Annotated in this window: 15 protein-coding genes; 8 read left to right on the top strand and 7 right to left on the bottom strand. The window is 45.0% G+C overall.

Annotation, left to right across the window (positions count from 1 at the left end; translation table 11 throughout):
* The first annotated feature begins 143 nt into the window (after positions 1-143).
* Positions 144-3308, top strand: coding sequence for a beta-galactosidase, LacZ type (gene lacZ / locus AC1DCV_RS16740; RefSeq protein WP_477024205.1), 3165 nt, complete (start codon positions 144-146; stop codon positions 3306-3308).
* A 52-nt stretch (positions 3309-3360) separates the two neighbouring features.
* Here lacZ and AC1DCV_RS16735 read toward each other — a convergent pair whose 3' ends face one another.
* Entirely contained in the window at positions 3361-3945 is a 585-nt protein-coding gene (locus AC1DCV_RS16735; protein WP_477024204.1) for a pentapeptide repeat-containing protein, read from the bottom strand.
* Between the two features lie 111 nt (positions 3946-4056).
* Between AC1DCV_RS16735 and dinB the strand changes: the two genes are divergently transcribed.
* Both dinB and AC1DCV_RS16725 read left to right on the top strand, forming a co-directional pair.
* Positions 4057-5175 (top strand): DNA polymerase IV, encoded by a 1119-nt coding sequence (dinB, locus tag AC1DCV_RS16730; RefSeq protein ID WP_477024203.1) that lies wholly within the window; start codon positions 4057-4059, stop codon positions 5173-5175.
* A 65-nt stretch (positions 5176-5240) separates the two neighbouring features.
* Positions 5241-5495 carry a hypothetical protein gene (locus AC1DCV_RS16725; protein ID WP_477024202.1) on the top strand — a complete coding sequence of 85 codons (255 nt, stop codon included), beginning with the start codon at positions 5241-5243 and terminating at the stop codon, positions 5493-5495.
* Between the two features lie 127 nt (positions 5496-5622).
* On the opposite strand, the gene AC1DCV_RS16720 is transcribed toward AC1DCV_RS16725, so the two are convergent.
* Positions 5623-6027, bottom strand: coding sequence for a contact-dependent growth inhibition system immunity protein (locus AC1DCV_RS16720; protein WP_441576150.1), 405 nt, complete (start codon positions 6025-6027; stop codon positions 5623-5625).
* 339 nt (positions 6028-6366) lie between these two features.
* On the opposite strand from AC1DCV_RS16720, the gene AC1DCV_RS16715 reads away from it, so the two are divergent.
* The 5 genes from AC1DCV_RS16715 to AC1DCV_RS16695 all read left to right on the top strand — a co-directional run bounded on the left by AC1DCV_RS16715 (position 6367) and on the right by AC1DCV_RS16695 (position 14197).
* Positions 6367-6996, top strand: coding sequence for an RNA polymerase sigma factor (locus AC1DCV_RS16715; RefSeq protein WP_477024201.1), 630 nt, complete (start codon positions 6367-6369; stop codon positions 6994-6996).
* A gap of 83 nt (positions 6997-7079) precedes the next feature.
* Positions 7080-8063 carry a FecR family protein gene (locus AC1DCV_RS16710; protein ID WP_477024200.1) on the top strand — a complete coding sequence of 328 codons (984 nt, stop codon included), beginning with the start codon at positions 7080-7082 and terminating at the stop codon, positions 8061-8063.
* Positions 8064-8230: 167 nt separating this feature from the next.
* A complete protein-coding gene (locus AC1DCV_RS16705) occupies positions 8231-11560 on the top strand; it encodes a TonB-dependent receptor (protein WP_477024199.1) in 3330 nt (1109 codons plus the stop codon).
* A gap of 27 nt (positions 11561-11587) precedes the next feature.
* Positions 11588-13081 (top strand): RagB/SusD family nutrient uptake outer membrane protein, encoded by a 1494-nt coding sequence (locus tag AC1DCV_RS16700; RefSeq protein ID WP_477024198.1) that lies wholly within the window; start codon positions 11588-11590, stop codon positions 13079-13081.
* A 42-nt stretch (positions 13082-13123) separates the two neighbouring features.
* Positions 13124-14197: an alkaline phosphatase gene (locus AC1DCV_RS16695; RefSeq protein WP_477024197.1), complete on the top strand. Its 1074-nt coding sequence runs from the start codon at positions 13124-13126 to the stop codon at positions 14195-14197.
* Positions 14198-14285: 88 nt separating this feature from the next.
* Here the strand turns inward: AC1DCV_RS16695 and AC1DCV_RS16690 are convergent, their stop codons facing one another.
* The 5 genes from AC1DCV_RS16690 to AC1DCV_RS16670 form a co-directional block, all read right to left on the bottom strand.
* Entirely contained in the window at positions 14286-15851 is a 1566-nt protein-coding gene (locus AC1DCV_RS16690; protein WP_477024196.1) for a DUF6770 family protein, read from the bottom strand.
* Between the two features lie 32 nt (positions 15852-15883).
* Positions 15884-17335 (bottom strand): M48 family metalloprotease, encoded by a 1452-nt coding sequence (locus AC1DCV_RS16685; RefSeq protein WP_477024195.1) that lies wholly within the window; start codon positions 17333-17335, stop codon positions 15884-15886.
* Positions 17336-17449: 114 nt separating this feature from the next.
* A complete protein-coding gene (locus AC1DCV_RS16680; RefSeq protein ID WP_441576158.1) occupies positions 17450-17761 on the bottom strand; it encodes a hypothetical protein in 312 nt (103 codons plus the stop codon).
* A 95-nt stretch (positions 17762-17856) separates the two neighbouring features.
* A complete protein-coding gene (locus tag AC1DCV_RS16675) occupies positions 17857-18756 on the bottom strand; it encodes an NAD(P)/FAD-dependent oxidoreductase (RefSeq protein ID WP_477024194.1) in 900 nt (299 codons plus the stop codon).
* 92 nt (positions 18757-18848) lie between these two features.
* A complete protein-coding gene (locus tag AC1DCV_RS16670; RefSeq protein ID WP_477024193.1) occupies positions 18849-19685 on the bottom strand; it encodes a hypothetical protein in 837 nt (278 codons plus the stop codon).
* Between the last annotated feature and the right edge of the window lie 211 nt (positions 19686-19896).

Raw genomic sequence — 19896 nt, 5'->3', positions numbered from 1 at the left:
TATAAATGAATAAAGATTTTTATTAATAATAAAATGTCTATCCCTTTTCTCACTCATACCCGATATCTTGCACTCATCAAATTTATCCATCTCTTTAAGAAAATAATCCTTTCTTTATACGTTACTGAACTTTTAACTGAACAATGAAAGAAAGACTACTCCTGGTAGCCCTCACCGCTTTTTGTATGAAGGGGTGGGCGCAACAGTTACCTACAGAACTACAAACACCCGAAGTGGTATCGGTAAACAGAATGCCAATGCGGGCTACGGCATTTGCTTATGAAAGCAACACCCTGGCGGAGCAACGCGAAAAAGAAAAATCTACCTGCTTCCTGTCTCTCAATGGCCAATGGAAATTCAATTGGGTACAGGATCCACGGAAACGCCCGGTGGATTTCTATAAAGTAGATTTTAATGATGCTGCCTGGGATAATTTTAAAGTACCGGCCAACTGGGAAGTGAATGGCTACGGGCTGCCGATTTATGTAAATCAGCCTTATGAATTTGCCGGCCGCGCTAAAACGGGCGAAGACCTGAATGCACCTTTTGATATTCCGGAAGATAACAACCMGGTKGGGTCTTACCGTAAAAAAATCAATATCCCGCAGCAATGGGACGGGAAACAGGTGTTCATTCATCTCGGCGCGGTGAAATCGGCTTTCTTTATCTGGGTCAATGGTCAGAAGGTAGGCTATAGCGAAGATAGTAAGCTGGCGGCAGAATTTGACATCACCAAATATGTAAAACCGGGCGAAAACCTGGTAGCACTGCAGGTATACCGCTGGAGTGATGGCTCATACCTCGAATGCCAGGATATGTGGCGCATCTCCGGTATTGAAAGAGAAGTATATCTGTATGCTACTCCAAAGATAGATGTGCGCGATTTCAGGATCACTTCTACATTAGATAAATCCTATACCAATGGTATTTTTAAAATAGATATGGAGGTAGATAATTATCGCATAGATAAAAATACCAATCATAGTAAACCAGATACCTTTTCGGTGGCAGTAGAGCTCCGGGATGCCAGCGGGAAAAGCATTTACAAGGAAGAAACCAGTGGTATACAGAAAGTATTAGGGAACTACAAATCCACCCTTTCCTTCAATAAGGAAATACCGGCAGTGCAAACCTGGTCGGCCGAAGTCCCTTACCTGTACACGCTTTACATCACCCTGAAAGATAAAAACGGACAGGTACTGGAAGTAATTMCGCAGCGGGTAGGCTTCCGCTCTATCGAAATCATCAACCGCAATTTTCTCATCAATGGCAAACGTGTTTTCCTGAAAGGCGTGAACCGTCATGAGCATAATGCTACGCAAGGCCATACGCTTACCCATGACGACATGCGCAAGGATATGGAAATGATGAAACAGCTGAATGTAAATGCGGTACGTCATTCACACTATCCTCCTGATCCTTACTGGATGCAATTGTGCGATGAATATGGTCTTTATGTCATTGATGAAGCCAACATTGAATCCCATGGACGTTACTACGATCTCGCCTATACGTTTGCCAACGACAAACAATGGCGCGTTCCACACCTGGAGAGAATACAACGGATGTACGAAAGAGATAAAAACCACGCAGCAGTAGTGACCTGGTCATTAGGTAATGAAGCGGGTAATGGCTGTAACTTCTATGAGGGCTATGACTGGCTGAAAGCAAAGGACAGCACCCGACCTGTACAATACGAACGTGCAGAACATGATTATAACACGGATATGATCGTACCACAATATCCGTCTCCCGGCTCCCTGGTAAAATATTCGCAACGCAATCCGGATCGCCCGATGATTATGAGCGAATATGCACATATAATGGGTAACAGTCTCGGTAACTTCCAGGAATACTGGACCGCTATTGAAAACAATCCTTACTTACAGGGCGGTTTCATCTGGGAGTGGATAGATCAGGGCATTGATACCGTTAAAAATGGTAAACGCATCCTCGCCTACGGCGGTGATTTCCCGCTGAGTGGCCCGGTGAACGAGGATTTCAGCGACAATGATTTCTGCGTAAAAGGTGTGGTCACTGCACATCGCGGTTTAACGCCTATGGCAGTAGAAGTGAAGAAAGTATATCAGCATATCCACACTACATCTAATGGATGGGATTCTATTACTATCCGTAATGGTTATTTCTTCCGGGACCTGGCTAACTATCAGTTAACCTGGGAAATTTTAGAAGATGGGAAACCGATAGAACGTGGCAGCATCAAGGATCTTAAAGTCGGACCACAACAACAGATAAGTATCGCGTTGCCGCTTAAATCTAAAGCGAAAACTGACAAGGAATATTTTCTTACTGTACACTATAAGTTAAAAGAGAAAGAACCATTTATTCCTGCCGGCTACGAAATAGCAGCAGAGCAGTTTACATGGCGGTCTACCGTGAAAAGTGATGGCATCGTAGTACGTAAACAGCCGGCGCTGACAGCAATAGAAACGCCTGGATCCTTACAGATCAAAGGAAGCGGCTTTGCATTATCTTTTGATATGAACAAAGGTACCTTAAACAGTTATGAACTACAGGGCGAATCGTTGCTGGAAGGAAGTCTTCAGCCAGCATTCTGGCGTGCACCTACCGACAATGATATTGGCGCAGGCTTTAATCACTCCCTGCGCAAATGGCGTAATGCGGCCGCTGAAGGAAAGCTGATAAGCGCTACACTCCTGAAAACAGAAGGTAGCTATATCGTTACTATCAAAAAGGAATTACTGGAAGGGGAAGCAACTGTTACCCAAACGTTCAATGTATATGGCGATGGCGCGGTAAGAGTAGAGAACCAGCTAAACGTCATCAAAGGTAAATATCCGTTGCTGCTGCGTGTAGGGAATGATTTGCAGCTAAGCAGACAACTCAGCCAGATCAGCTACTATGGCCGTGGTCCATGGGAAAACTATTGGGATAGAAAGACAGCTTCTTTCGTTGGTATCTATCAACAATCGGTAGACAGCCAGTACTTTCCTTATGCCCGTCCGCAGGAAAGCGGCAACAAGTCTGATGTTCGCTGGGTAGATCTTACCAATAAGAAGGGCAAAGGATTGAGATTTGAATATGCCGGTGGTAAACTGTTTAACTTTTCCGCGCTGCCATACAGCATGGATGACCTGGATCCGGAAGCAGATAAAAAACAATATCATTMCGGTGAACTGGTGCCGCGTAACACGATTTATATGCATATAGATATGCAGCAATCCGGCGTGCAGGGAATTGACAGCTGGGGGTCTATGCCGCTGAAAGAATACAGGATTCCGTATAGTGATCAGTTTTATAGTTATTGGATAAAGCCATTGAAATAAGAAGAAAGCAAAAAGCAGAGGAGGAGCCCCGGCAGTATATGGTCGGGGCTTTTTATTCCACAATCTCCACGCCCAATCCATCCAGCAATGCCAGCGCATCCGGCAAACTAAACTTTGCCTTCCTCACTTTATTCTCCTGCACATTAATCGCATATCGTTGCGCCCCTACGAAATTTGCCTGCGTAAGATCGGTGTTGGCAAAACGTGCCCCTGCCAGATCCGTTCCTGTAAAATTAGCCAACGATAAATTACAGGCAGAAAAATCCACTTCATCCGCCTGACAATGAATAAACACGCCTTTCTTCAGGTTTTTACCTGAAAAACTGCAGTAGCTGATGCGGCTATGATGAAAGTCTACCGTAAGCGGATCCCGGGCATTGTGCCAGGCAACGCCGATCGCTTTGGAATGCTGCAATACGACCCGGCTGAAAGCCGTTTTCTTGAACTGTATGAGAGACAAGTCACAATCTTCAAAAGTACATCTCTCAAAAGAGCAGTCTACAAAAATACATTCCTTCAGGCTGCATTTATAAAACTGACACTCATAAAACTCTCTGCCGGTAATTGTTTTACCTTCCCAGATGATGTTTTCGAATTTTTTGTGTTCATGTGAAATGTCCTGATCATAATCTGTCACAGCCTAAAATTTAGTGCATAAAGATAAGGATTAAGGTGGCAGGAGAAATACCTCTTACCGGCATCCCGGAAATTTTTTCGTTGTATCTTTACATCGCTTCCGGGTGTAGAAATGGAGAACAGCGTAAATAGCATACAACGAAAAATTATTCATATTGATATGGATGCATTTTATGCGTCCGTAGAGCAGCGTGATAATCCGCTTTACCGCGGTAAAGCCATCGCAGTGGGTGGCTCGCCGGAGGGCCGTGGTGGGGTAGTAGCCACTGCGAGTTATGAAGCCCGTAAATTTGGTGTACGCTCTGCCATGCCCTCCAAAAGAGCACAACAACTCTGTCCCGAATTAATATTTGTACGTCCCCGTTTTGATGCCTACAAGGAAGTATCCCGTCATATCCGGGAGATATTTTCCCGCTATACAGATCTCATTGAACCATTGTCGCTCGATGAAGCTTACCTGGACGTAACTACCGACAAACAAAACATTGGCTCTGCTATCGAAATCGCAAAACTGATCAAACAGGCTATCCGCGATGAGCTGCAGTTAACGGCTTCTGCCGGGGTATCTATCAATAAATTTGTAGCGAAAATAGCTTCCGACCTCAATAAACCAGATGGACTTACTTTTATAGGTCCTTCTACGATTGAAGGGTTTATGGAGCAACTGGCGGTGGAAAAATTTCATGGCGTAGGTAAAGTTACCGCCGATAAAATGAAAAGGATGGGGCTCTTTACCGGAGCCGATCTGAAAAAATTGTCGGAGCAGGACCTGAAAACGCATTTCGGTAAAGTGGGTAGTTTTTACTACCGCATTGTGCGTGGTTTGGACGACCGGGAAGTACAACCTCACCGCGAAACAAAATCATTGGGCGCAGAAGATACTTTTCCATATGATCTGACAGAGATTACTGACATGGAAGCTGAACTAATAAAAATAGCGAAAACAGTATACGACCGGCTGCAACGGTATAACCTCAAAGGCCGTACGATTACGCTGAAAATAAAATACAGCGATTTTAAACAGATTACCCGTAACCAATCTTTTCCTTTCCCGGTAGGTGACTTTGATACGATCGTTGATACTGCCAAACAATTACTGGCAGCTTCTTCCCCGGAAGATAAGCGCATACGGCTGCTGGGCATCACGTTATCCAATTTTCATGAACCAACGATCCCCGAAGGAAAGCCCCATCAATCCGCACAGTTATCGCTTTTTGATTTTGAGGAATAAGGATTTCATTTAATAGCCGATTCCCGGGATCGTAATTGCGGCCCCTGCAGGCAGAAAATCCCAATGTGGTAAAAGCTTATGGGGAGTATATAGACATAAAAATCACTATCCCGGGTTTTTCCCTGGACTCCAAAAAGGACTATCGGCTCAGTGCCATGGCCAGTGATCATATCAACTGGCTACAGGTATCTGATCTTAAAGCATGGAGCAATGAAGCATTGCCCGCCTGTACGGCGTTAACGGCATTCCACAAAATTTCCTGCCCGATCCTCAAGGGAAGATCACTGCAAAAATCTGCGTGGGGATGCTTTGGTGAATAAGCTGAAAGAAATGCGCCAGGAAAGAATTACGGATTAAGAATTATGGGTATGAAATACAGATAATAGCGTAGAAAAAAATTATTGCTTTCCCTCCTACATTCGTAATTCGTAATTCGTAATTTTCTTATTACGCTTCTGCTTTACGCCAGAACTCAGGTAAGTCGATTTCAGTTTCTATTTCTTCACTTCTGTCCTGCATCATATCGATCAGGCTTTTGTGAAGGTCAGGATGTTCTTCCCAAAACGTGGAAGGTACGTCCAGTACGTTCTTCAGCAGATCGCCGGGATACATACCGGCAGTAACCAGTACATCGGTTTTTAATATTTCCAGTGCTAAAGGTACCAGGTAGGTAGGATTAAATGATTGTCCGATTAACGTCCGCAATTCACTCGCAGATAATTTTACTACAGGTACTTTAACTAAGGCTAGACATTTCTGAAGTACTCCCGAATCTTGTTCTGTGGCCGTTCCCCAAGTCTTATTCTCCAACTGCTCTAAAGATTTATATCTCCAGATATCTTTCTTATTCATAAAAATGTGTCTCTCTTTTCGTGCTAATAAAATAATTATTATGAAGATGATTTCAACGCGCAATTTTTTCTTTTGATGGTGATCATCTGCCAGATTCCTGCGGAGTTTATGCAGGTGTTGCGGTAGCCGGTCAGCGCCGGCGGTTATAAGAAACCAGGATCAACAGCTATAAATATAATGAATATTGTTGATGGAGAAACAAAATTTTCCTCCTTTTAACATTTTGTATTATTTTACTCTGACATTAAATTATTGTAAACCGGCGCTAATTCACGCTGCATGCCAGAGTTTTGCAGGTGCAATTTACAGAAACCAATTGAATTTCTTAAGAGCAGCAGGATGTATTCCAATTCAGACCACCACTCATCAGATGAACAACGTAATGCCGGCCTTGATAACAAGGAAAGAAGCCGCCCATATTTTGATGAGATTTATGAACAATACTGGCAGGAACTTTATGAGGTAGCCTTTCGCCGGCTGGCAACTCCACAGGACGCAGAAGATATTTTACAGGACGTTTTTTTGTCACTTCTGAAAAATCCGGCTGTACTCCAGAAAGACGGCTCTATCAGGGCCTGGCTTCATCGCGCCCTGAAAGGAAAGATCATCGACTGCTACAGGAGAAGTTTAGTACAAGAGGCCTATGTGGCCAACACAGAAGTAACCGCCGTTCGCTATACCGCCCATCCGGACGATCAACTCATGAAAAAAGAACTGGAAGCATTACTTGAAACCGAAATCAGCAAGATGCCGGAGAAAATGAAAACCGTTTTCCTCCTGAGCCGGAAAAAAATGCTCTCCAACGAAGAAATTGCCACAGAACTGGCGCTTTCCGATCAAACCGTCAGAAACCAGATCAGCGCGGCCATTAAGCGCATCCGGCTTGCCCTCCGCCATTACAACCTGGCAGAAGATAAAAGCAGCCAGGCAATCATGATCATTACCGCCGTATTGTTAAGACATCACTGATCCTGATGTTATCGCAACGTTAAGCTTGAAATACACCCGGTACATTGTGTCCCGTTGTTCGAGTATGTTTCTAAAAGCTACCGGTGAATAAACAACAACTACTGGAACTATTAGAAAAAGAAGCACAGGGCAAATGCTCCCCGGAAGATATCCGGCTGCTGGATGCCTGGTATGCTTCCTTTGATGAAAGTAATGGACAGCGCCCCGCATTTAAAGATGCTGTACACCGGGAAGAGGTCCGTGCCCGCCTGCTCAACCGTATCCATCAACAGGTGCCGGCGGACGTACCCGACCTGCCACGATATACCCCGGTAAAGGCAATAAACCGTTATCGCGCGATCTTCAGCGCGGCGGCAGCTATTCTTGTCCTGATTATCCTTAGTATTTCTTTTTTCAGCGATCACCAGCCGGCTACACCCGCTCCCGAAAAATTACTCAGTACGCATACCCCTGTGGGCAAGCAACTGAAAATAACCCTTGCCGATGGTAGCACCGTATGGCTGAATGCCAACAGTACGCTGCATTACCCGGCTCACTTTGATAGTAAAACAAGAACCGTACAACTGGAAGGAGAAGCATTTTTCGACATTGCACAAACAGCTGCTCAACCCTTTATCGTGCATACAGAAAAAATCAGCACCGTTGTACTGGGGACATCTTTTAATATTAATGCCTGGCCCCAGCTACCCGATATCCATATCCAGGTGGCTACCGGTAAGGTTGGCATCCTGTCTGGCGACAGCGCCCTCACTACCCTGAACGCCGATCAGCAACTGACCTGGGATAAAACAAAACGCACATTTACCACCGGTAACCGCCCGGCGGCCATAGCCAACACCTGGAGGGAAGGTGTCATCAACCTGGACGGCGCCTCTTTTGAGGAACTGTCACTGGTATTGTATAACTACTTTGGCTACACGCTGCAAACCAAACGAAAAGAGATCAGGCAGATCCGTTTCTCACTGCAGCTGAAGACCGGAGATAAAATTAACACCATCATGCCGGCCATCTCCAGAATTACAGATACACATTATCGTATCAGTGAGCAGACCATTACTATGTACTAAACAAATAATAAAAAAGCGAAAGTTGCTGAAACAACTTTCGCCCTTCACCAGCAAGGTATTCAGCTCCCGGGAAGGTGTATGAATATCCCTGCATTTAAACGAGTTTATCATCATTTAAACGATTCAAAATTATGGAAAAAAACCTTACGGGGTTAAGCAAACACCTTATGAGAATTTCAACACTTCTTTTAGGAATGATCCTGGCCGGCACTGCCTGTTTACAGGCCGCTACCGGCGCTGCCCAGGAACTCAGCCACATTAAGCTGCAGATCCATTTCAAGGATAAAACGCTGGCAGCCGCCATGGCAGAACTATCTGCCGCCAGTAAAATATCGTTTGCCTATGATAAAGCAGCACTCAGTACGAAAACCATCCGGGACGCGGATTTCAAACAAACCGCCCTCGATGAAATACTGCATAAACTCCTGGCTGCCACCGGCTACGATTATGAAGTCATCAATAATATGGTGGTCATCGGTAAAGAGAAAATAGTCATCCCGAAAACACCCGGCACCATCGCCGGCCGTATCACAGATGAAAAAAATGAACCACTCCCCGGCGCCAGTATCCGCATCCCGGAACTGAATAAAAGCATGGTCAGCGCCAACGACGGCACTTTCAGCATGACTATTGAACCCGGTACCTATACCGTTGAAATCAGTTTTATTTCCTTTACTTCCCAACGCCTGCTGAAAGTGAGCGTAGGAGAGGGGGAGAACAAAGAACTGCATATCATCATGAAGCCTTCCCTCAATGCACTGAATGAAGTGCTGGTAGTAGGTTACGGTACGCAGGCCAAAAAAGATATCACCGGTTCTATAGGATCTGTATCCGGTGATCAGCTGGAAAACAGGTCTGTAGGGAGTCTTGATCAGGCACTGGTAGGAAAGGTAGCAGGATTAAGCGTTTCCAATAATTCCGGCGCTCCGGGTACCGGTATGATGATCCGCATACGTGGCGTAGGTACCATCAACAACAGCGATCCGCTGTATGTGGTAGATGGTAACCCTTTCGCGAATATCAACAACCTCGATCCGGAAGATATTCAGTCGGTAGAAATCCTGAAAAGTGCTTCTGCTGCTGCTATCTACGGCTCCCGCGGTGCTAACGGCGTAGTGCTGATTACCACCAAAAAAGGTAGCGCTGGTAACATGAGAACGGACATACATGCATTTACCGGCATACAAAGCGTGTATAAAAAACTGGACCTCACAGACGCAGCTACCTATGCAAAGTATTATAATGCCGCGCTGGTGGCCGGCGGCCAAACACCGGTTTTTGCCAACCCCGACAGCTATGGTAAAGGCACCGACTGGCAGAAAGCAATTTTTAGAAATGCACCTATCAGTAAATATGAACTGGCCTTGTCCGGAGGAAAAGATGGTTCGGTATATCGCATGAGCGGTAGCTACCTGAAACAGAAAGGAACCGTGATAGGCACTGACTACAGCAAACTGGGTATGGCATTCAATTCTTCCCATCAGCTGAAATCCTGGTTGAAATTCGGAGAAAATTTCAACTATGCATATACTACACGTAACAGCATATCTGACTACGACAGCGATTCCAGGGGAATCATCAGTACTGCCGTGCAGATGGCGCCCACTGTGCCTGTAAAGAATGCAGACGGCAGTTATGGTGTATCTCCTTTTGCCAATACGTATAACCCGGTAGCCGCTGTAGAAAATATCCAGCACCTGGAAAAGCAATGGCAGCTGGCCGCTTCCGTATATGGACAGGCAGACCTGCTTCCCGGATTAAATTTTAAATCGCAGTTTAATGTGACGGTAGGCAATGGCCGTCAACGCTCTTACGTACCCGTATACTTTGTCAGCAATTCCCAGAAAGAAGATGTGAGCAGCCTGGAAGAAGAAGCTTCGAACGGCACGCAATGGGCCTGGGAAAATATGCTGAACTACAGCCGCAATTTTGGTCGTCATCATATAGACGGATTGCTGGGTGTAACCGCACAGTATTCCTATGACACCTATATCCGTGCTTACGGACAAAACCTGCCTGCAGATGCTACGTTGTCGCCTTCCCTGCAATACCTGGGGCTGGCTTCTTCCGGTGAATCTATTGGTGGTGGCGGCGATAAGTGGGGCATGTTATCTTACTTCGGCAGGGTAAACTATGCGTATAACAATACCTACCTCGCCACGATTAATGTACGCCGCGATGGTTCCTCCAAGTTTGGCGCCAACAACCGCTTTGGTACTTTCCCTTCTTTCTCGCTGGGATGGAGATTATCCAATGAGCCTTTTTTGAAAGATGTGAAATTCATCAATGACCTGAAACTCCGTGGCGGATGGGGAACCCTGGGTAATGAAGGATCACTGTCTACCAGCGCCACCGTATCCACCCTGAAAGTGAATATCCCGTATCCGCTGGGCGCCGGCAAGGGACAGTTGATTTACCTGGGCGCCACACCTTCCAGCATTGGTAACATGGACCTCAAATGGGAAACTACCAAAGAAACAGATCTGGGAATTGATGCAACGTTGTTCAATAATCGCATTACAGTAGGAGCTGATTATTACCACCGTGTTACTTCGGGCATCCTGGTACAACTGCCTATCCTGGCCTCTGTAGGCGTACCGGAAGCACCGTATGTAAATGGAGGAGACGTGTTGAACCGTGGATTTGAATTTACGGTAGGTTTTCACAGCAACCGCAAACATGATTTCGGTTACGACCTCTCTTTCAACTTCGCCATCAATCATAATGAAGTGACCAGCTTAACCAACGATGGCGCTGCCTTTTATGCCGGCGAAATCACCAGTGGGGTAGACGTGAGCAAAACTTCCGTTGGACATCCTATTGGCGCTTTTTATGGCTATCAGACCGACGGTATTTTCCAGAACCAGAAAGAGATTGATAATGCTGCCAAACAAACCGGCGCTGCTCCCGGCGATATACGTTTTAAAGACCTGAACGGCGATCATATTATTGATGATAAAGACCAGACCTATATTGGTAATCCATGGGCCACCCATACGTATGGCTTCTCTGCATCTTTCTATTATAAAAACATAGACCTGGCCTTTACCCTTAATGGACGCGGTGGTAACCAGATTTATGCTGCCTGGAAAAACAATACCAATGGCTCCGGCATCTCCAACTACTTTGCGCCGGATAAAACAAAGACGTGGACCGGAGAAGGTACTTCCAACAAGGAACCGCGTGTAAACGTACTCGATCCCAACAATAACATGCGCCCTTCTGACCGCTGGATAGAGAGTGGCAGTTTCCTGCGGTTGAATAATCTGCAGATAGGTTATTCATTGCCGAAAACGCTGTTGCACAAATGGGGCTTTAGCAAAGTGAGGGTATATGTAGCCGGTGAAAACCTGCTCACCATCACAAAGTATGATGGCTTTGATCCGGAGGTAGGTATGCGAGATGGTAATGGTGGTGATCCGCTGGATGTAGGTATTGACCGTGCCTATTATCCGCGACCCCGCACGGTTTCCGCTGGATTGAATGTAAGTTTTTAATTTTTTAAGCAGTTAATTTCGAAAGATATGAAACGCATCATCGCTACTTTATTAATACTATTGGCAGGTACTTTCTCTGCCTGTAATAAATTGCTGGAAATAGAGCCGCAAGGCAAGCAAACTACGGCGACTTTTTTTACTACTCCGGCTACTGCCAGACAAGGATTGATAGCGGCTTACAAAGCCCTGCAATCCAACTACCGTACTAATTACCCGGGTTATGTGAGATGGGTTTTTGGAGATGTTTGTTCTGATGATACGCGCGCCAACGGCGGCGATAATCCGGATATGATACAGGTAGAATATTTTGTGGCCAACGCCACCAACCCGTTTTTTGATAATGCATGGTCTACCTTATACCAGGGTATTCACGCTGCTAACCTGGTCATAGAAAAAGTACCTGCCGTAAAAGGTTTGGACCAGGCTACCAGGGATATTTATTCGGGAGAAGGGAAATTTCTGCGGGCTTACTATTACTTCAACCTGGTACAGATTTTTGGTGGTGTGCCACTGGTGTTACAGGAAACGTTGCCGGACTATAATATTCCACGTAATTCCAAACAAGCTATTTATGATCAGATCGTGAAAGACTTGCTGGAAGCGGAACCTGTGCTGCCGGAAAAAAGTACGCAGGCAAAAACCGACTATGGCCGTGCTACCAAAGGTGCTGCTCAGGCGTTGCTTGCAAGAGCGTATATGATGCAGGGCAAGTTTGTGGAAACAGAAACCTGGACAAAGAAAATTATCGATGCACATCAGTATAGCCTGGATCCCGTATACTATCATAATTTCACCATCGATGGTGAATATGGCGCAGAAGCCATTTTTGAAATCAATTTCCAGTACGATGCGCGCTTCTATGATGAAAACGGTTCTGGTGATGGCGATGGCAGAACCCGTGGCCCTTTATCTTACGGCTGGGGATATGACGATCCTACCCAGGACCTCGTAGATGCCTTTGAACCAAATGATCCACGCAAAAAAGCCACCGTATATAAGAACGGCGACATCCTCCCCGATGGTACTATTGGTGCTGTAGGTACCAGCGCTACCGGTTACCTGTGTACGAAATACCTGATCCTTAAAAATGAAATGTCTGATCAGCCTAAAAGTTCTGCTAAAGATCAGATCGTATTCCGCCTCGGGCACATCCTGTTGTGGTATGCAGAGGCTGCTAACGAGAACGGACATACGACGGAAGCCCTGAAGGCACTGAACAGCATACGGGAAAGAGCGCGGGAAGGCAATGCACAGATCCTGGCAGATATTACGACTACCGATAAAGTTAAATTAAGACAAGCTATCTGGCAGGAAGAACGCGTGGAATATGCAACTGAAGTGTTCCGTTTCTTTGACCTGGTGCGTACTAACAGAGCTGCCAAAGTACTGAACGCCTATGCTAAAAAATACAACGATCAGAAAGGTGCGGAGTTCAAAGAAGGGATACACGAACTCTTTCCTATTCCACAATCGCAGATTAACCTGAGTCATGGTGTACTTCAACAAAACCCTGGATTTTGATGATAGAAACAGTTATCTTATCTCACCACAATAAAAAAAAACATGAAGAAATATATTCTCCTGGTAGTTTGTGCGGCTGCGGTGTATCAGCCGTTGCACGCGCAAACAAGGTCTGCATCTCCTAAAAAAATCAAAAATGTTATTTTCATGATAGGAGATGGGATGGGCACCACACAGATCTACGCCGGATTAACCGCCAACAAAGGTTGGCTGAACCTGGAAAGATTTAAGTGTATTGGTTTTTCCCGGACCAATTCTGCCAATGATTATATTACAGAATCTGCGGCCGGCGCCACTGCTTTTTCCATTGGTGAAAAAACCTATAATGGCGCAATTGGTGTAGACACTGCCCGCAGAGCCAAACCAACAATCACAGAAATTGCACACCAGCACGGACTATCTACCGGGATTGTAGTCACCACAGATATTACGGATGCAACCCCGGCTACTTTTGCTACCCATGAACCATCGCGAGAAATGTCGGCAGAAATTGCAGCAGACTATGTAAAGTCGGATGTAGATGTATTGATCGGCGCTGGCAGAGAACATTTTGATCAACGCAAAGATGGACGCAACCTGCTGGAAGAATTCGGTAAAAAGGGCTACCAGGTGAAATACACCACAGAAGATATTACCACCGTGAAAAAGGGTAAGCTTGTAGGATTAGTAAAGGAAAAACGGGTGGCGCAAAGAGGTGATCAGCTGATGCAAACTACCAAAACTGCGATCGATCTGCTAAAACAAAACAACAAAGGTTTTTTCCTGGTAGTGGAAGGCTCCAAAATTGATGATGGTGGCCACGCAAATGATTTGCAATATGTTACTGAAGAGATGATAGACTTTGATCGTACGATTGGCGCCGTGCTGGATTTTGCGGAGAAAGACGGGGAGACGCTGGTGGTAGTGACCGCGGATCATGAAACCGGCGGTCTTACTATTTCAGAGGGAGATTTGGAGACCGGAAAGATCAGTGGTAAGTTTTCAACCGATGATCATACCGGTGTGATGGTACCTGTATTTGCCTATGGCCCAGGTGCGGACGCTTTTACGGGGATTTATCATAACAATACCATCTTCGCCAGATTCATGCAGGCATTGCATTTTGTGAAGAAGTAGTACGTAAATGACTATACGAAGAGAGGGTGTCTTCTTGTTGTTGCAAACAAAGGAGACACCCTCTTTCTTATAATGGAAACCCGGTTTATCAGATCGATTCAATAGAGAACCGTTTGGTTTTCTCTTTTCTATTGTATTCAGATACGAGCACATGTCCTTCTTTGGCAGGGAAAATAAATGTTTCAATATTGCCATCTTTACGGGAAATGGTGCGCAGTACTTTCTTCTGGTCTACGTTATAGAAGGTGATATTTTTCGGATCTGTAATGATCAGGTAAGTAGATTTCGCGTCAGATGAAGTAACGGTATAGTACGATTTATTATCGGACAGCAGTGGGTAATAATTGCATGGCATACCACGACTGGCCTTCACCGGAATGGTGTTGTCCAGCGATAAGGTGCCATCCGGTGTTTGTTTGAGCAGTATGGCGTCGCGGATGGTGAATTTCCTGGTGCCATAAAAGCCCACCATCATAGGCGAAACAATGATCAGCGGCAGGGTAGCCACCTCGGCAGCAACCAGACCTACGTTCATGGACCGTTTTAAGGCAGAACCAGTGAAATAGGTGTTGCCGGCGAAGTCTTTAAAAGAAGGTCCGGGCATGAGGAAGGACTTATTTGCATTCAGTCTGCCTTTTGAATTGGCTATAGGGTTCTGCAGATCGCGCCAGTAGTTGTATACCGGTTTAATACTGTCTTTTCTGCGGCCATCAATATTCACGGTAAACACGCCCAGGTAATTTCCTTTGACAATTGATTTGAGTGTTGGGAAGGGGCCGTTCCTGCGGGGATTGATGATTTTACCGGAAACAAAAGGTTTACCGGTTACAGGATCATTCATAAATGACTGTACATGCAAAGGGTTACCCTTTTTATCTTTCAGGTAATATTTTGGAATGGAGGTGCTGTCCTGAAGACCATAACCAAAGACGTAGAATCCGCCTCCCTGTTTTTCATCCTTTTTCTTTAACAGGAAATATACATCCTGGCCGGAGACAAGCATATTGTAGTCTCCTTCTTCTCCACCGATTTTCTTCTGCCAGATCTGTTTACCGGTGATATCATAGATGTAAAGGAATTTTCCGCGGTTATCGCCGAAGAAGCAGGCAAATCCCCTTCCGCTGACATTGCTTACGCGTAATGGTTCTTTCAGGCCGCCATTGCCAATATCCAGCTGCCCTTTTCTGTATTCGTCAGCGAGATCCACACCTACTTTGATGGTATTGGTTTTTAATACTTTACCGGTAAGGTCAATAAACTGGGTAAATACCGCCATGTAGCCATGGGAAACAGCTTCCTTTATGGCTTTCCTTTTCTTGATGGCATGTCCCAGCAGGTTACTTTTCATATAAGACAAGCAAAGCACCTCCTGTTCAAAGGCTACAGAACGAAGATCCAGTTTCAATTCCCTGAAATTAACCACACCGATGTCGTTCAGGTTTTCATCCATGATATTGATCCTGTAGTTAAAGGAATCTTTGTCGGCGCGTTCCAGTTCAGTAAAAACGAGATAGCCAACCAGGGTTCCGTCCTGGCTGATGGTTTTCATGCTGGAAGAAATTTCTTCTCCCACTTCTTTGAAAATTTTAGTTTGTGCATTCGAGCCGGTTATTGTTAACAACAATAAGGTAAATGCCAGCATTACATGTTTCATGTAGGTTGTTTATGGAATAAAATGTTACAGTACTATTTTTTCGAAAACGGTGTTGCAAATTCACAGTAGAGACTCCTGGGATAGTTGGTGGTAAAAGCTTTGGCAGCCTTTTGTTTATCACTGTCTTCGCCATCGGTTAACAGCGTTTGCATAAGGGATTTGAAACCCTGTTCCGGCGGTGTCATGTTGCTCCAGAATGCTGCCTGTTGGAGAGTATTATGAAATTCTTCCAGCTTTTGTCTGGGCATTTGCTCGAACATGGTTTCCAGCTCGTAATAGTTTTTGGAGATGTATTCTTTCGGCCTTACATTGATGGCATTAAAGCGGTTCAGTTTTTTATCTGCAAAATATAATCCGGACATTACATTATTGAACATAAAGTCGTACCAGGGATCTGTATTTCCCTTATCTTTTTCCAGCAATACGCGGTATAAACAAGCGGTCATATTTCCGTTGCAATAGATGCTCCAGATCATCATTTTCATGGACTTGTCTTTCAATGCTGCCGGTACTGGTGTGAAAGCGCTGTTGGCCGATTGCAGACTTTTCGTTTTGTTATATCTTTCCTGGCAATCGGGATGTGTTTTGAGTGAGTCGGCGAGACCGGCAGTGTTATTGTTGAAGCTGTAATTTTTAACGGATAAGCCTTTGGTACGTTTTACCAGCCAGCTATCTTCCACATTCAGGTGGTAGGCGGCGAAATAGTCTTTAACATTTTTTTTCAATGGTTGACGGTACTGAATATCTGCACTGTCGAGCCGAAGGAAGAACGAAGGATCTATTTCAATATGACTGTTTTTAAGTAAAACAACTGCCAGGGAGTCTGCATCACTTTCATGATAGCGTTGATGCCTGCTCCTGTCGAAGGAATAGTCTTCGTATACTTTTTTCAAACGGGTTAAGCGCTCAAACTTCGAATCCAGCACGGCATTGAGCGATTGCTTGTATTCATCAGAGGTGAGCCATTCCGCCCGTTTTTTCATACCATTTTCAGGATGCATCATGATGTTGTGGGCCAGCTCATGGGCCAGCACGAGTGCCAGTTCCTCGCGGTTTTTTACAAATGCAAGCAGCCCGATATTTACGGCAATCATACTGCTGCCGGTGGCATATGCATTGACGGAGGTGCTACGGTCTATCATCAGAAACGGCTTCTGTGGAATCAGCTGCCGGTTGGCGCGGACAATCTGACTGATCACACCATCAAGGTAATTATAGATGTCGTTTTCATACACATACCCATCATTTTCGATGGCATCAGTAATGAAATCGGTACGGCCATCCCAAATTTCCTTGTACTTCCGTTGTGTCTCTTTTTCTTTATACAGAGATGGACAACTCCATGCTTTTTTCAGGGAATCTTTCTGACGTTGATAATAAAAGTGTGAAAGGTCTTGATAATTATACAGCGCCTGACTTTGGGCTACAACAGTGTGACTCAGCAGTATGGCTGCTGTTACGGCTAGGGATCGGTAAATTGACATATAGGTATTAATAATGACTACGGCGCAAAGGTAATAAGGAATTACCTGAAATAGAAAAGAGGGTGCCTCAAGAAATGTTGAGACACCCTCTTTTCGTATAAGCTTTTACGTTAATCAGGCTGTTTTCTGGTATTTAGGCAGCACTAATAATTTCACGATGCTGTGTGCGGCACCGGATAATGCCAGTGCAATCAGGAGCAGTATGGCTGCTTTGCCAGGTGTGTCAAAAACATCGATCACGCTGGAAACAGATTTGCCGGCAAAGAGGATGGCAATCAAACAGGCCAGGCCACCAGTGATCCATAGTGTAATATGCGACCAGAGGTATTTTTGTTTCTGAAAACCGTTTTTTCCAAATGAGGTAAACAGCAGGTAAACGTGGGCGAGGAAAAATGCAACGGCTAAAATAGTGAGGGTTGTGAGCATTCTGGTTAATTTAGGTGATGATAAAATAGTCTGTTTGTCTAAAATATCAAAACCTTTCCATATATGCAACAGTTTGCCGTAATATCCCCGCCGCGTTAAAATGAGGCTGTTATCAGTTCTTTGTTCATAGAAGCTCCGGCCATGGTGCCGGCTGCTACTGCTGCTGCTACACTCCGCATCGGCGTGGTGGCATCACCGGCTGCATAGATACCAGGTATGTTGGTGGCCTGAAAAGAATCCACTATCAGATGCCCCATTTCTGTCAGCTTGCACCCCAGGGCTTCCGGGATGGGACAATGCTGCCTGAAAGCCGGCCGGCTGTATACCGCCCGTAATGGATGTATGGTGCCATCTATAAACAGCAGGTGCTTTATCTGACCCTGTTCCTGTACTATTTCAGCGATCTCTTTATCATTAATGGCGATGCGATGTTTAGCCAGCTTGGCCAGTTGTTCTTCCGACAATTGGGCCGCGCCATTGGTGAACAGGGTGAGGTCGTTGGTCCAGTTGCTGATCAGCCGGGCATATTCAAAAGCCATTTCGCCATTGGCGAGTATACCGGTAGGTGTTTGCTTTACTTCATAGCCATGGCAATAAGGACAATGCAGTACGGATATGCCCCAGCATTCCGCAAAGCCTTTAATGGCAGGCATTTCATCTTTTACGCCAGTGGCAAATAATAATTGTTTTGCCTCAAATGTTTCTCCTGCAGCAGTTGTCAGTAAAAATCCATCTGTTGTTTTTTCTGCGCTGACGGCCAGCCCGTTTTTAAAATGTATCGTTGAGTATTGTGCTACCTGTGCTCTTGCTTTACGGGCAATCTCAGCGGGTGTTTCTCCATCCTGTGTCAGGAAATTGTGGGAATGTGGTGTTTGTTGGTTACAGGGTGCGCCGCTGTCCAGTACCAGCACCTGTTTGAGCGAACGGCCCAGTGACATGGCTGCAGAAAGCCCTGCGTAGCTGCCTCCGGTAATGATGATGTCGTATGATTGCATATGTCGTCTGTATATAAGTCAACTGCAAATATACTATTTTGCAACAAAGTTGCATTTATTTTTCCTCACAAAGATAAACTGAGTTTGCCATGCTACATGGTATCGCCTGCACTGGCGCGGATATGAGAGATGTGTTCCGCAATCAGATGAAGACGATAATAATATTTTTCAAAAATATCATCGTACATGCGGTGCCTGTTTTCCAGGAAAGCATTCAGTGCTTCGTGAATGAATTCTTCAAAAGTCTGCTGTTCACTTACTTTGATCACACACTCAAACACCGGTTCCATACTGGTGGCAAACTTTGTCTTTACCTGTATATCTGCCATACAAGTGATCATATCCTTGTATAAATTAGGAGCTTTGGCAAACGGAACATAATGAATAGCAGTAAACCCATCTTCGTCATACACGTATTTATTTACTTCTTCCGAAAGTAAAAACTGCACTACTTCCCGGTTATTATTATGCCTGGTAGCGAGTAGCAATGGCGTATCCAGACTGGCCAGCACAAAATTAAAATGAATATTATGTTCAATCAGTAACAGCAGCATATCCGTAATCGCTGCCAGCCGGTGATGTTTGAAGATATATGCAATGGCAAAAAGATAATCGGCGTTATCTACAATCAGCCGTGCACCTTTCTTCAAGGCATATTGCACTGCCTGTGGCTTGTTGGCTCCAACAGCACAAAAAATAATAGGAATAATCCCTTCTTTCTTATAGTGTATATCTGCGCCACCTTCTTCAATCAGCAATTCTGCTGCCTCAAAAAATATTTCCTGGTTTTCAAGTAAATCGCAAAGTAGTTCGGAGCGCTCATTCCGTGTAAGGGAAGAGAGATTATATCCAAGCCCGGTGATAATTTCATCCGGCTCCTGGCTGATTCTCACTTTGCGCTTCAGGTCGTACAGCGAAATTTTTTGCATATGGTTTTCATAGTGTATAATAGCTGGTGGGAGAGAACCTGTTCATAGGATGAAAACAAGAGAAAAAGAATAGTTGATAGCCAGTAAGTTGACATCAATATCAGCTGTTGGACATTCATTATCTTTCTCCAAAATCAATTAGTGCAATAATGGTTTGCATTCAAAGGTAATAATTTTTAATATATAAGGCCCGCCCATTCTCTGGAGAGGA

It is taken from the genome of Chitinophaga sp. 10T418 (assembly GCF_056394125.1).
The sequence above is the reverse complement of the archived record's forward strand: the minus strand, read 5'-3'. Positions and strand labels throughout refer to the sequence as shown.

Coding starts and splice junctions, on each gene's coding strand:
- dinB (WP_477024203.1), top strand. CDS start 4,057: ATGGAGAACAGCGTAAATAGCATACAACGAAAAATTATTCATATTGAT.
- AC1DCV_RS16720 (WP_441576150.1), bottom strand. CDS start 6,027: ATGAATAAGAAAGATATCTGGAGATATAAATCTTTAGAGCAGTTGGAG.
- AC1DCV_RS16715 (WP_477024201.1), top strand. CDS start 6,367: ATGTATTCCAATTCAGACCACCACTCATCAGATGAACAACGTAATGCC.
- AC1DCV_RS16705 (WP_477024199.1), top strand. CDS start 8,231: ATGAGAATTTCAACACTTCTTTTAGGAATGATCCTGGCCGGCACTGCC.
- AC1DCV_RS16700 (WP_477024198.1), top strand. CDS start 11,588: ATGAAACGCATCATCGCTACTTTATTAATACTATTGGCAGGTACTTTC.
- AC1DCV_RS16695 (WP_477024197.1), top strand. CDS start 13,124: ATGAAGAAATATATTCTCCTGGTAGTTTGTGCGGCTGCGGTGTATCAG.
- AC1DCV_RS16690 (WP_477024196.1), bottom strand. CDS start 15,851: ATGAAACATGTAATGCTGGCATTTACCTTATTGTTGTTAACAATAACC.
- AC1DCV_RS16685 (WP_477024195.1), bottom strand. CDS start 17,335: ATGTCAATTTACCGATCCCTAGCCGTAACAGCAGCCATACTGCTGAGT.
- AC1DCV_RS16680 (WP_441576158.1), bottom strand. CDS start 17,761: ATGCTCACAACCCTCACTATTTTAGCCGTTGCATTTTTCCTCGCCCAC.
- AC1DCV_RS16675 (WP_477024194.1), bottom strand. CDS start 18,756: ATGCAATCATACGACATCATCATTACCGGAGGCAGCTACGCAGGGCTT.
- AC1DCV_RS16670 (WP_477024193.1), bottom strand. CDS start 19,685: ATGCAAAAAATTTCGCTGTACGACCTGAAGCGCAAAGTGAGAATCAGC.